The sequence below is a fragment of the Sphingorhabdus sp. genome (genome assembly GCF_046154385.1).
GTDB lineage: Bacteria > Pseudomonadota > Alphaproteobacteria > Sphingomonadales > Sphingomonadaceae > Sphingorhabdus_B.
This window is the reverse complement of the sequence record NZ_JBJXFW010000043.1, coordinates 1-12,395: the sequence shown is the minus strand read 5'-3', so window position 1 is coordinate 12,395 and position 12,395 is coordinate 1. Positions and strand designations below refer to the sequence as shown.

Annotated in this window: 12 protein-coding genes and 1 tRNA gene; 9 read left to right on the top strand and 4 right to left on the bottom strand. The window is 57.8% G+C overall.

The features are described from left to right. Position 1: 1 nt before the first annotated feature. Positions 2-78: transfer RNA gene (locus ACKVOS_RS08150), tRNA-Pro, on the bottom strand. Between the two features lie 181 nt (positions 79-259). Here ACKVOS_RS08150 and yajC point away from each other — a divergent pair. From yajC to secF, 3 genes are all read left to right on the top strand, one after another. Continuing rightward, positions 260-586 carry a preprotein translocase subunit YajC gene (yajC, locus tag ACKVOS_RS08145; RefSeq protein WP_409211515.1) on the top strand — a complete coding sequence of 109 codons (327 nt, stop codon included), beginning with the start codon at positions 260-262 and terminating at the stop codon, positions 584-586. A gap of 68 nt (positions 587-654) precedes the next feature. Next, the gene (gene secD / locus ACKVOS_RS08140) at positions 655-2,253 is read left to right on the top strand and encodes a protein translocase subunit SecD (protein WP_409211514.1); all 1,599 of its coding nucleotides are present in this window, start codon (positions 655-657) and stop codon (positions 2,251-2,253) included. 11 nt (positions 2,254-2,264) lie between these two features. Then, positions 2,265-3,251: a protein translocase subunit SecF gene (gene secF, locus ACKVOS_RS08135; protein ID WP_409211513.1), complete on the top strand. Its 987-nt coding sequence runs from the start codon at positions 2,265-2,267 to the stop codon at positions 3,249-3,251. A 205-nt stretch (positions 3,252-3,456) separates the two neighbouring features. On the opposite strand, the gene ACKVOS_RS08130 is transcribed toward secF, so the two are convergent. Together ACKVOS_RS08130 and ACKVOS_RS08125 are read right to left on the bottom strand one after the other, a co-directional pair. Beyond that, entirely contained in the window at positions 3,457-4,617 is a 1,161-nt protein-coding gene (locus ACKVOS_RS08130; RefSeq protein ID WP_409211512.1) for a glycosyltransferase, read from the bottom strand. A gap of 9 nt (positions 4,618-4,626) precedes the next feature. After that, on the bottom strand, positions 4,627-5,190 hold the full coding sequence (locus tag ACKVOS_RS08125) for a helix-turn-helix domain-containing protein (protein ID WP_409211511.1): 564 nt from the start codon (positions 5,188-5,190) through the stop codon (positions 4,627-4,629). A gap of 59 nt (positions 5,191-5,249) precedes the next feature. Here ACKVOS_RS08125 and ACKVOS_RS08120 point away from each other — a divergent pair, with 59 nt between their 5' ends. Further along, complete coding sequence (locus ACKVOS_RS08120; protein ID WP_409211510.1) at positions 5,250-5,789, top strand: DUF6456 domain-containing protein; 540 nt, start codon at positions 5,250-5,252, stop codon at positions 5,787-5,789. Between the two features lie 304 nt (positions 5,790-6,093). Here ACKVOS_RS08120 and ACKVOS_RS08115 read toward each other — a convergent pair whose 3' ends face one another. Next, positions 6,094-7,899, bottom strand: a complete 1,806-nt coding sequence (locus tag ACKVOS_RS08115; RefSeq protein WP_409211509.1) for an ABC-F family ATP-binding cassette domain-containing protein — start codon at positions 7,897-7,899, stop codon at positions 6,094-6,096. Between the two features lie 208 nt (positions 7,900-8,107). Here ACKVOS_RS08115 and ACKVOS_RS08110 point away from each other — a divergent pair, with 208 nt between their 5' ends. The 5 genes from ACKVOS_RS08110 to ACKVOS_RS08090 all read left to right on the top strand — a co-directional run. Continuing rightward, positions 8,108-8,956, top strand: coding sequence for a D-amino-acid transaminase (locus ACKVOS_RS08110; RefSeq protein WP_158899741.1), 849 nt, complete (start codon positions 8,108-8,110; stop codon positions 8,954-8,956). Between the two features lie 28 nt (positions 8,957-8,984). Further along, positions 8,985-9,701, top strand: coding sequence for an SIMPL domain-containing protein (locus tag ACKVOS_RS08105; protein ID WP_409211508.1), 717 nt, complete (start codon positions 8,985-8,987; stop codon positions 9,699-9,701). Positions 9,702-9,980: 279 nt separating this feature from the next. After that, positions 9,981-10,277 (top strand): hypothetical protein, encoded by a 297-nt coding sequence (locus ACKVOS_RS08100; protein ID WP_409211507.1) that lies wholly within the window; start codon positions 9,981-9,983, stop codon positions 10,275-10,277. Between the two features lie 71 nt (positions 10,278-10,348). Continuing rightward, positions 10,349-11,014 carry a response regulator gene (locus ACKVOS_RS08095; protein WP_373476348.1) on the top strand — a complete coding sequence of 222 codons (666 nt, stop codon included), beginning with the start codon at positions 10,349-10,351 and terminating at the stop codon, positions 11,012-11,014. An 83-nt stretch (positions 11,015-11,097) separates the two neighbouring features. Continuing rightward, a partial coding sequence (locus ACKVOS_RS08090) for a sensor histidine kinase (protein ID WP_409211506.1) occupies positions 11,098-12,395 on the top strand: 1,298 nt, incomplete at its 3' end.

The following is a 12,395-nucleotide window of genomic DNA, read 5'->3' as shown; positions in this document are numbered from 1 at the left end:
TTGGTCGGGACGACAGGATTCGAACCTGCGACCCCCACACCCCCAGTGTGATGCGCTACCAGGCTGCGCTACGTCCCGACCGCCATTGTCCGCGCTGCGGGCATTGGAAGCGCGCCTATATGGTGGTGCTTTGGCAAAAGCAAGGCGGTTTCGGTGCTTTGACGTTGCGTCGCGGGGGTGCAGGTGATAATCGCGCCCGATTGTTTCACCGCACCGCTCAAAAGACGGTGCCTTAAAATCATTGTCGCAAGGATTTTCGATGGATTCGCTTCTTTTTTTGGCTGCTGCGCCGGGTGCCGGTGGTTCGGCCTTTTTTGTTCAGATTATGCCGTTGCTCCTGATTTTCGTCGTTTTCTATTTCTTCCTGATCCGCCCGCAGCAAAAGCGCGCGAAGGAGCATGAGGCCAAGATCAATGCGGTGCAGAAGAATGACGAAGTGGTCACAGGCGGCGGACTGATGGGCAAAGTCATCAGGGTTGCCGACGACCATGTCGAGGTAGAGATTGCCCCCAATGTCCGCGTAAAAGCGTTGAAATCAACGCTCGCCAATGTCCAGTCGCGCGGCACCAAGGCGGCCAATGACTAATCCCTTGGGGTTGAACGCGTGAGCCGCCGACCCCAAATCCCCAATTCCTGTCCGTTCGGAACTGAATTATGTTAGATTTTCCCCGTTGGCGCGTTTGGATGTTGAGCTTGATGGTTCTCGCTGGCGTGATGCTTGCGATTCCTAGTGTTTTGCCGACCAGCATCCGTGCCCAGGTGGCGCAATATCTGCCTACGCCAACCATCAATCTGGGGCTGGATCTTGCCGGCGGCAGCCATATCCTGTTGGAGGCGGATACGTCGCAATTGGCCGAAACCCGTTTGGAGGCGCTGGAGGACAGCGTGCGTTCGGCCATGCGCCGCGCCGATCCCCGGATCGCCATTGACGATATATCGCGCACCAACGGGCAATTGAGCTTTACCGTCACCGACAGTTCGCAAATCGATGCGGCGCGTGAGGTGTTGTTGCCGTTGACGAGCAACGCCACCAACACCCTTGATTGGAACTTCGCGGTCGTCGACGGCAACCGGGTTGTCCTTTCCCCCGCCGGTTCAGGCGACGAAACTGCGCTCGATCAGGCCATGGACACCGCAAAGGATGTGATTGATCGCCGTATCAACGCATTGGGTACGTTGGAGCCGACCATCATCCGGCAAGGGGACAATCGCATTGTGGTGCAAGTTCCCGGCCTTGATGATCCCGAAGCATTGAAGGCCCTGATCGGCAAGACTGCAAAACTTGAGTTCAAGCTTGTGGACGAGCAGGCCGACCCTGACCAGACCGCAAAGGGCATCGCGCGCGTCGGCAGCCAGGTGTTGCCTTATCCCGAAAATCCCACCGGCCTTCCGACTTTGGCGGTGCGCCGTTTGGGCGGTATTTCCGGCGACAAGCTGATAAAGGCCGACCCTACATTTGACCAGCAAACCAACGAGCCTGCGGTAACAATCCAGTTCGACAGCGACGGTGGCCAGAAATTTGCGCGCATGACGCAGCAAAATACGGGCAAGCTGTTCGCGATCATATTGGATGGACAAGTCATTTCAGCCCCCCAGATACGGGAGCCGATTTTCGGCGGTGTTTCGCAAATTTCGGGCAGCTTCACCGTTGAAAGTGCCAACGCCCTTTCGATTGCGCTGCGTTCCGGCGCGTTGCCGGTTGATCTGAAAATTGTGGAGGAGCGCTCGGTCGGGCCAGATCTGGGTGCCGACTCTATCCGCCGCGGTGTGTTGGCGGCGGTGATTGGAACCACGGCCATATTGGTGCTGATGTTCCTCGTTTATGGCCGCTTTGGTATGTATGCCAATATGGCGCTGGTCATCAACATCGCCCTGATTTTGGGCGTGATGGCGATGGCCAATGCAACCCTGACGCTGCCCGGTATCGCCGGTTTTGTGCTGACCATCGGGGCCGCAGTGGACGCGAACGTGCTGATTAACGAACGTATCCGTGAAGAATTGAAGCGGGGCAGGCGCGTCGTGCAGGCGATTGAATTCGGCTATAAAGAAGCCAGCCGCGCGATTTTCGATGCGAACAGCACGAACGTAATTGCGGCGGTGTTGCTCTTCATCTTTGGTTCAGGGCCCATTCGCGGCTTTGCCGTTGTTTTGATGATCGGCATTGTCACATCGGTGTTCACCGCCGTTACGCTGACCCGCATGTGGGTCGCCGGATGGGTCAAACGCACCCGCCCGCAAGAACTGGTTATCTAAGGTACATCGATATGAAACTCCTCAAACTTGTTCCCGACGATACCAATATCGATTTCCTGAAGTGGCGCGTGATGGCGTTCGCGCTCAGCCTGTTGTTGATGGCGGCATCGATCGGGCTTGTTGCCACAAAGGGTTTGAACTTTGGCGTAGATTTCATTGGCGGCCAGATGATCCGTGCCACCTTTACACAAGTCGCGGAGGCTCCGGTTTCCGAACTGCGTAACAAGGTTGCAACTTTGGGTTATGGCGAACCGACGATTCAACGCTTTGGTAAGGAAAATCAGGTTTCGATCCGCATGAAGTTGCCGGAAGGGGCCGATAAAAATCCCGAGCTTGCCAATGCGATGGCGGTGAAAATTACCGACAAGCTGAAGGCGGATTATCCCGGTGTGCGGATTGACGGTGTGGATTCAGTGTCAGGCAAAGTTTCAGAAGAGCTGTTTAGCAAGGGGATGCTTGCGCTTTTGGCGGCGATGGCCGGGGTTTCCCTGTATATATGGATCCGTTTTGAATGGCAGTTTGGCGTCGGTGCGATTTGGTCGCTGGTCCATGACGTGACGTTGACTTTTGGATTATTTTCTCTGCTGGGGCTGGAATTTGACCTTAATATTATCGCGGCGTTGCTAACTATTATCGGTTATTCGTTGAACGATACGGTTGTGGTCTATGACCGGATACGCGAAAATCTGATGAAGTTCCGAAAGATGGACATGGCCGGTTTGTTGAACCTTTCGGTCAACGAAACTTTGGCCCGTACCGTGATGACCAGCGTTTCGATTTCGCTACCGTTGCTGGTTCTGGTGTTCTTCGGCCCTGATGTTATCTTCGGCTTCAGCCTTGCGATGGCCTTTGGCATCATCGTGGGGACCTATTCCTCCATCTATCAGGCCGCGCCGATCCTGATCTGGCTCAAGGTCGGACCGCACAGTTTCGTCCCCAGCGAAGGCGTGGCATCGAAAGCGGAGCGGATGGGCGAAGGATTCGGCGCGCAGCCTTGAGTTTTTTCGATCGTGCGACTCCCCTCTCCCCTTCGGGGGAGACGGTAGCTCTCCGTCATCCATGAAAAGGGGACAGTCCCTAAAGGGACAGTCCCCGACGTTGCGGTACACGGGGACAGTGCCTAAAGGGACAGTCCCCGATGTTGCGGTACACGGGGACTGTCCCCTTGGGGACTGTCCCCAACAGCGCCATCTCAACAAACCGCTACCGCGCCACTTCCCCAAAAAACGCGGCCAGTTGACGTGCATTTTCTTCCCATGAAAAGACGCTGACATTGGCGGCGACGGCTTTGCGGGCGGGGGGATTGGTCAGGATATCGCGCACGGCATCCGCCACGGCCTGTGATGTGCGTGCGACTATGCGGCCTGCATCCGGAGTTTTGACCAATTCGCGAATGCCGCCGACATCGCTTGCGATGATCGGTGTTCCACAGGCCAGCGCCTCGACCCAGGCGTTGGCCAATCCCTCGCTGGCGGACACCAGCGCCATGATGTCGGCGGCCGCGTACAGTGCAGGCAGGTCATCATGCGGAACGCTACCGAGAAAGCGAACGCGATCTGCCACGCCCAGTTCCGCTGCCAGCGCACGAAAGTCGCTTTCGCTCGCACCTTTGCCCGCCAGCATCAACGTGGCGTCGGGCAACGATGGCAATGCGGCGATCAGCAGGTCCTGACCCTTGCGGGGAATAAGCGCTCCGACGCTCAAGATAAGCGGACCCGAAATACCCAGCTTCGCCTTTTCCGTCACCCGGTCACGCGGGATGAAACGGGTCTGGTCAAGTCCTGTATAATGCACGCGGATTTTGGCGGCATCGATGCCCAGCGCCACCATATCAGCCTTGAGCGCGCCCGACACGGCAAGCAATCCGGCGGCTTTGTCGGCGGCCTCCAATATTTGTGCGGTACATCCTGGCTGTGCCCCCCAATGGTGAATATCGCCGCCGCGCGCTTTAATCGTGTAGGGAACGCCAAGCGCTTGCGAAAGCCGCATCGCCGCAGGACCGTCGGGATAGAAAAACTCCGCATCGATCAGGTCAAAACCGACCCGCGCATGCAGGTCTTGCGCGAGCGGGAGAACCGCACGAGCAATTGCCGCGGGATTAAACCGGCCGCCGAACTTCGGAATGGCGGTAAATTGGGGGCGATAGACGTCCAATTCGCCCCATTGTTCATGATCGGGCAAATTGCGAAGCCCCGCTTGATCACCCATCCGCGACAAGGGCCAGGGCGCGATACCAACCGGATTGATTACCTTGACAGCGATATCGCCTGTTGCGGCCAATGCGGCCGTCTGACGTTCGACAAAGATGCCGAAGTTACGGCGATTTGCCGCAGGGAAAAGGGTTGAAAGTATCAGGATGCGCATCAGAAGCGCTTATAATGTCCGCATAAGGCGAACGGCCTTTGCAATCCATGCAGGATCAGCAACCACTTGCTGCCGCGCGCCAGCCTCCAAAGGCAAAATGTGCAATTTGCCGTCTTCGCGTCCCAAAAGACGTCCGAACAGGAAACGGCCGCCGGGGCGCGGAACAAGCACGTCCAGATTAAGGGCCGTGGCAAAAGCATCCGGCTGCAACTGTTCCATCCACAGTTCGTCGCCGCGCCGATATTCACCCGACGTCGCCGCGATCCGTAAGCCGATCATTGATCCGCCGATATTGGGCACCATGATGCGCTCTTCTCTGGTTGGTGCATGGGTCCCGTCATCATGCAGAACCGCTGCGACAGGCAGATAATGTTGATCGGGTAGTGCCACCAGATCGCTTGAATCGACACCAAGTGCATCGGCGATACGGTTTATCCAGATCAACGACAATACGCGCATTCCGGTTTCCAGTCGCCCGATAGTTTGCGCTGTGGTAGCTGGTCTGCAACGGGCCGCGACATCGGCGAGCGTCAGTCCTTTAGCTTTGCGAACATCGCGAATTCGGCTTTGCATTGATTTTCTCCTATCACCAGATAGGTTTTTTCTTTCCTACAATATTCACCGCATGGCAAGTGCGATTCGTTTCAACAGGAGCAGAATCTGTGCCGCCCAAATCAAAATCAAAATTAACCGATCCAAGGCCACTTGTCGAACATAGGCTATATGAACCGGATTGGAATGAAAATAATGGTAAAACCAACCAAAAAGTTATATTAAATTTGGCGGAGTCACCGTTAACCTGGCTGCATGCACGGGGATATTTGACCGATCGCCAGCTTGTAGCAGGGGAGAATTTGCGGAACGATTATGAATCCGCGGCTATGGGCGCACAAGTGACTATGTGTTGGGACAATGCCCCTCGCGACAAGCAACGACGCAGCGCGCCTGCGGGATTGAATGCAACCGAGCGGATGATTTCGGCAAAGGCCCGATTTGACGGGGCATTGGGATTTTTGGGGCGGGATCTCTCCGATATTGCGTGGCGGGTCATCTGCGCCTGCGAAAGCATATCAGTTGCCGAGCGTGCGATGACCTGGCCGGTCCGGTCTGGTAAAATTGTACTGCGGATCGCGCTTGACCGGCTGGCGGAATATTATCGTTTGCCGGGATGAGCGTAGGGTTAGGACCTATTCAATGCACGCCGCTGATAGGTGTCTGCTGAATCTGACGACCGTTGGGGACAGTCCCCAGGGGGACAGTCTCCTGATAATACGACGTTGGGGACAGTCCCCAGGGGGACAGTCTCCTGATAATACGACGTTGGGGATAGTCCCCAGGGGGACAGTCCACTGATAACAAGACGTTGGGGACTGTCCCCAGGGGGACAGTCCTCTGATAACAAGACGTTGGGGACTGTCCCTTTAGGGACTGTCCCCTTATTCTAAATCTCGCCTTTGTTTTTAATAGGTCCTGAGCCTAGCCCGCCATTTCCTCGACCAGCATCGCCAGTTCCAACCACCGTTCCTCGGCCGCGTCCTTTTCGGCGCGCAATGCGTCGCACTTTGCGGTCAGTTCCGAAAAGCGCGCGGGGTTGCGGGTGTAAAGCGCGGGGTCGGCCATCTCGGCCTCCGCCGCCGCAATCTCCCCGTCAATCGCCTCGATCCGCCCGGGCAGCAGATCATAGTCGCGCTGGTCCTTATAGGATAATTTGGCAGGGCGGGCAGGGGGCTTGGGCGCGGTTTGCTCCGCCGGCGCGGCAGCCTTGTCGGCTTTCTTGCGGGCGTCGTTGGTGTCACGGCGGTCGCGCTTGGCTTCCCAGTCGGCATAGCCGCCCGCGATGATATCGACCTTGCCTGACCCATCGAGGCCAAGCGTCAGGTTCACCGTGCGGTCGAGAAAATCGCGGTCGTGGCTGACGATCAGGACGGTGCCGTCATAATCGGCGATCACCTCCTGCAACAGGTCGAGCGTTTCCAGATCGAGATCGTTGGTCGGCTCGTCCAGCACCAGCAAATTCGCCTCCCGCGCAAATTCGCGGGCGAGCAATATGCGCGACTGTTCGCCGCCCGACAGCGTGCCGATTCGTGCCTCGATCAATTCGGGGTCGAACAGGAATTCCTTGAGATAGCCCTGCACATGCTTGCGCACCCCGCGCACGTCGATCCAGTCGCTGCCGTCGGCGAGCACATCGCGCACGCGCTTTTCGGGCGAGAGAAGCTTGCGCTGCTGGTCGATGACAATGCCGGTCAGGGTCGGCGATAGCGTGATGGAGCCGGTGTCGGGCTGCGTCTCGCCGGTCAGGATGCGGATCAGCGTGGTCTTCCCCGTCCCGTTGGCGCCGACAATCCCGATCCGGTCCCCGCGCTGGATGCGCAGGGTGAAATCCTTGATAATCGTGCGGTCGCCAAAGCTTTTGCCGACGGCTTCGGCGTTGATGACGGTCTTGGTCTTGCTGTCATCGCTTGCCGCCGCCAGCTTGGCTGTGCCTTGCGGCCCCATCATTGCCGCCCGCGCCGCGCGCATTTCATAAAGCTTAGCGAGCCGCCCCTGATTACGCTTGCGCCGCGCCGTCACGCCGCGTTCCAGCCAGTGCGCCTCGATCTTCAGCTTCGCGTCCAGCCGGTCGGCATTGCGCGCATCTTCGGCATAGACTCGCTCGGTCCAGGCGTCATAACCGCCAAAGCCGATCTCATTCCGGCGCAGCAAGCCTCGGTCCAGCCAGAATGTCTGCCGCGTCAACCGCGTCAAAAAGGTTCGGTCATGGCTGATCACCATGAAGGCGCCGCGATAGCGGGTCAGCCAGTCTTCGAGCCATTCAATGGCCGCCAGATCAAGGTGGTTGGTAGGCTCGTCCAGCAGCAAAAGGTCAGGCTCGCTTGCCAGCGCCCGGCAGATCGCGGCGCGCCGTTTCTCCCCGCCGCTCGCGGTCTTCGCCTCCCGGTCAAGGTCGATGCCCAACTGGTCGGCAATCGCACGCACCGCATATTCGGGCGGGCCTTTTTCGCCATGCACCGCAAAATCCACCAGCCGGTCGAAGGAGGCGACATCGGGGTCCTGGTCCAGCATCACGATATTGGTGCCGGGCACCACCACGCGCTTGCCCTTGTCGGCCTCGACCGTTCCGGCGACCAGTTTCATCAAGGTCGTCTTGCCCGCGCCATTGCGCCCGATCAGCGCCAGCCGGTCGCGCGCGCCGATGAACAGGTTGATATCTTCAAACAACCATCCGCCGCCCTGCTGCAGCGCGAGATTTTCAAAGGCAAAGATCGGGGGTTGGGACATGCCAGCGCGGATAGGGGGAGGGCGGTTGCAATGCAACCTTGGACACACTTTGCCGATGGAAAGTTCGACAGGGCTGTTCCACCAACGGAAGCTGGCGCTATAGGGACAGTCCACGGCGCTTTGCTTGGGACAGTCCCTGATCGACCGGGGACTGTCCCTTCAGGGACTGTCCCCAACCACGGCAGTCAGCCAAAGGGAGAATCAATATATGCGTACCATCTACCTCAACGGCAGCTACATCCCGGAAACCGAAGGACAGGTGTCGGTGTTCGACCGCGGCTTTCTCTTTTCGGACTCGGTGTATGAGGTCGTCTCGGTTCTGGATGGCAAGCTCGTCGATTTCGGCGGCCATGTGCAGCGCCTTGCCCGTTCTTTAAGCGAGCTTGGCATAAAAGGTGCCCCCGATGCCGACGCGTGGCTTTCCATCTGCCGCGACCTCGTCGCGCGCAACGCGGTGGAAGAGGGCATGATCTATTGGCAGGTCACGCGCGGCGCGCCATCGGACCGGGACTTTGTCTTTCCCGCACCCGGCACTGCGCCAACGGTTCTGGCCTTTTCACAAAGCCGCATTCTTGCCGATAACCCGTCCGCCGTACGCGGCATCCATGTCGTTACCTTGCCGGATTTGCGTTGGGGCCGGGCGGATATCAAGACTACGCAATTGCTTTATGCTTCGTTGATGAAGAATGAGGCGATTGCCCGCGGTGCCGACGATGCCTGGATGGTGCGCGACGGGTTCATCACCGAGGGCACGGCGCAAAACGCGCATATCATCACGCAATCGGGCACGTTGGTAACGCACCCCCTCAACCGCGAGATTTTGCACGGCATCACCCGCGCTTCAGTTCTGCCGTTGGTTGGTCATCCTATTGAAGAGCGGCCTTTTTCTGTCGCCGAGGCGGAACAAGCTGCCGAGGCGTTTGTTTCCTCCGCCTCTGGCTTTGTCATGCCGGTTGTGCGGATAAATGATCAGATAATCGGTGATGGAAAACCCGGTTCGGCAACCGTTCAGCTTCGCAAAGCCTATATCGATTGGGCACGTCGCACCGCCACATGATCGGTCCGTGCACTGTAGGAGTAAGAATATGCGTAAGTACATTTTGGCAGCGCTTTTGGCAGCGAGCAGCATGACAGCGGGGGAAGCGATGGCAACGCAGGTAAATATCACGGCAACAAATCCGGTCATTGATCTGACGATCAGCGACACCGTTGAAGCCAAGCCCGACATCGCGACATTTACCACAGGCGTACAGACTCTAGCTCCGACCGCGAGCGAAGCTGTGCGCCAGAATAATGTGCAAATGACCTCCGTCGTCGCGCGCCTCAAGAAACTGGGCATTGCCGACAAGGACATCCAGACCACGCAAATCAGCCTGAACCAGCAATTCGACTATCGCGATGGCCAACAGGTGTTCAAAGGCTATCAAGCATCCAACATGGTCAATGCCAAATTGCGCGATCTGAAAAAGCTCGGCGCATTTCTGGATGCGCTGGCCGTGGATGGCGCGACCAATTTCAACGGTCCGACCTTCGGCATCGATGACGATAGCAAATACCGCGAAATGGCCCGCGACAAGGTGTGGGCAACCGCAATGGCCCGCGCAAAATCCATGGCGCAAAAGGCAGGCTACACCAATGTGCGCGTGCTGCGTGTTGAAGAAACCGAGGGTCAAGGCGGCGGTTATCAACCCATGCCGATGATGGCCCGCGCGATGGACGCATCGGAAAAGTCGACGCCAATCGCGCCGGGTGAACTGAGCGTCGGGGCGACGGTTTCGTTTACCTTTGAAATGGTGAAGTGATCGACTGTCGGGGCAAGAGCCGCGCCGTCGAACCCCTCACCAACTCCGCCTAGGCCATGCGGCCAAGGCTCCGTATCCTCTCCCCTGAAGGGGAGAGGTCAAGCGCTATTCCCCTCTCTCCGTCCTGGGAGAGGTACGGAGTCTTATGGCGTCAGCCATTAGACGAAGTTGAGAGGGGGAGTTGGCGCGCTGCTTCACGGGAAGCAAGGGGACTGTCCCTAACAAAAGGTTGATACCCCATTCAGATTGTGTTCAAGCCGGATTGCTAAACGGGGGGCTATGTTGAACCGAAAGAAATTTCTGTCTTTGGCCATGCTGGCCGCAATCGCCGCTTCACTGCCTGCCGAAGCACGGCGCGGTGAACAGGACGACGCGCGGGAAGATTGGCAGCAAGGCAAAGTGAAATCCTTGCGCGAAATTGAAGGTAGCGTGGTTCCCCGAATGCGCGGCATGCAATATCTTGGCCCTGAATATGACCCGACGGCTCAGGTGTATCGCCTGAAATTCATCAACAAGGATCGTGTGATATTTGTCGATGTAGACGGCAAAACCGGCAGCGTCCTGCGCCAACGTTGATAGGATTTTGCGTGTGGCGGCGAATCTGCTAGCCCTTTTCCAGCTATAAAATCGAAATTGAAGGGGACAGCATGCGCATCCTTATTGTGGAAGACGAACCGACATTGGGCCAGCAGTTGAAATCGACGCTGGAAGGTGCCGGTTATGCCGTGGACCTCTCTGTCGATGGCGAAGACGGCCATTATATGGGCTCGACCGAAAATTATGACGCTGTCATTCTCGATCTGGGTCTTCCCGAAATTGACGGCCTGACCGTGCTGGACCGCTGGCGCAAGGAGGGGCGCAAATTCCCCGTTCTCGTGCTCACCGCCCGCGATAGCTGGTCGGACAAGGTCGCCGGACTAGACGCAGGCGCTGATGATTATCTCGCCAAGCCGTTCCAGACTGAAGAATTGATCGCACGGCTGCGCGCGCTCATTCGCCGGGCATCGGGTAACGCGTCTTCGGAACTGAATGTCGGCGATGTTCGTCTGGATACCCGGTCAGGCCGCGTGACGCTTGATGGCCAGCCGGTCAAACTGACCGCGCAGGAATATAAGCTTTTATCCTATCTGATGCACCATAAGGGCAAGGTGGTGTCGCGTACCGAGCTGATCGAGCATATTTACGATCAGGACTTTGACCGCGATTCCAACACGATCGAAGTGTTCGTGACCCGTATCCGCAAGAAACTGGGGCAAGATGTCATTTCGACCATCCGCGGCCTTGGTTACAGCCTTGAGGAACCGGTCAGCTGAACCCGCCCGCCGTCATACATACGGCGGCGAAAGCCCCGTCGTGGCGGAGCCAGTTTCAAAGCACGGGTTCGCTCACCCGCCGCATGATCCTGACGGCGGCGGCGTGGATTACGATATTGCTGATTGGGGGCGGCGCCGCGCTCGACCGTGTGTTGACCAGCTCGGTCGAACAGAATTTCGACAATCAGCTCGAATATGTGCTGACCGCGATGATCGCCTCGGCAGAGATTGGCCCCGATGGCGAAATCCGGATGAACAGGCCACTGGGTGACCAGCGTTTTCTGGAACCGAATAGCGGATTATATTGGCAGATAACAGGTCCGGGCGCGTTGCCGTTCCCGTCGCGGTCTTTATGGGATAGAGCGTTAAAGCCACCCAAAGGACATAGCGACCAAGCGGTCCATTTTCGTGATAGTGATGAGTTTCAGGATGAAGCCCTGCGTATTGCCGAGCGCAATATCAAACTTCCCGATTCGGACATAAGCTGGACTTTCATGGTGGCGCAGAGCCGTGACAGTCTGGACGCGCAAATACAGGAATTGCGGTCCGTGCTGGTCATCAGCTTTTTGCTTTTGGCGCTGGGACTCATCATTTTGGCCGCGCTGCAGACATTTTACGGCTTATGGCCGCTGCGCGCCGTTCGGCAGGCGATTGCCCAAATGCGGAGCGGCAGGGAAAGTCGCGTTACAGATGCCTTGCCGGATGAAGTCATGCCGATGGTCAACGAATTGAACGCGTTGCTCGACCATAATGAAAAACAGGCTGAAGAATCACGTCGTCATGCCGGTAATCTGGCCCATGCTTTGAAAACCCCGCTGACCGTGATCATGAACAGCGCAACGGCTCAGGCTTCAGACCTTTCGGAGACGGTTATCCGCGAAGCGACCACCATGCGGCGGCAGGTGGACCACCATCTGGCGCGCGCGCGCGCCGTCGGACGTCGTGGCCATAGCCATAGCCGCGCACAGGTCTGGGATAGTCTTGAATCGGTCGAACGGGCGGTGAGCCGCCTCTACGCGCATGTGCGGCTCGATATGGCCGGCGACAAAACACTCGCGGCGCGTGTGGAACGTCAGGATCTGGACGAAATGCTCGGCAATTTGATCGAGAATGCGGCCAAATATGGCGGCGGCAGCGTGTTCGTGACCGTCGAGGATGCGGGCGATTTTGTCGAGCTGCTGGTCGAAGATGACGGCCGCGGTATCCCCGAAGGCGAACGCGAGCGCCTGTTCGACCGCGGCGCACGTCTGGACACCGGAAAGCCCGGAACCGGCCTTGGTCTTGCGATTGTCCGTGATGTTGTGGAAATTTACGGCGGTTCGGTCAAATTGGAAGAAAGCGAAGATCTCGGCGGGTTGCTCGTGCGGTTAAGGTTGCCCAA

Bases quoted from the DNA above. Each gene is read 5' to 3' on its own strand.
- yajC (WP_409211515.1), top strand. From the start codon at position 260: ATGGATTCGCTTCTTTTTTTGGCTGCTGCGCCGGGTGCCGGTGGTTCG.
- secD (WP_409211514.1), top strand. From the start codon at position 655: ATGTTAGATTTTCCCCGTTGGCGCGTTTGGATGTTGAGCTTGATGGTT.
- secF (WP_409211513.1), top strand. From the start codon at position 2,265: ATGAAACTCCTCAAACTTGTTCCCGACGATACCAATATCGATTTCCTG.
- ACKVOS_RS08130 (WP_409211512.1), bottom strand. From the start codon at position 4,617: ATGCGCATCCTGATACTTTCAACCCTTTTCCCTGCGGCAAATCGCCGT.
- ACKVOS_RS08125 (WP_409211511.1), bottom strand. From the start codon at position 5,190: ATGCAAAGCCGAATTCGCGATGTTCGCAAAGCTAAAGGACTGACGCTC.
- ACKVOS_RS08115 (WP_409211509.1), bottom strand. From the start codon at position 7,899: ATGTCCCAACCCCCGATCTTTGCCTTTGAAAATCTCGCGCTGCAGCAG.
- ACKVOS_RS08110 (WP_158899741.1), top strand. From the start codon at position 8,108: ATGCGTACCATCTACCTCAACGGCAGCTACATCCCGGAAACCGAAGGA.
- ACKVOS_RS08105 (WP_409211508.1), top strand. From the start codon at position 8,985: ATGCGTAAGTACATTTTGGCAGCGCTTTTGGCAGCGAGCAGCATGACA.
- ACKVOS_RS08100 (WP_409211507.1), top strand. From the start codon at position 9,981: ATGTTGAACCGAAAGAAATTTCTGTCTTTGGCCATGCTGGCCGCAATC.
- ACKVOS_RS08095 (WP_373476348.1), top strand. From the start codon at position 10,349: ATGCGCATCCTTATTGTGGAAGACGAACCGACATTGGGCCAGCAGTTG.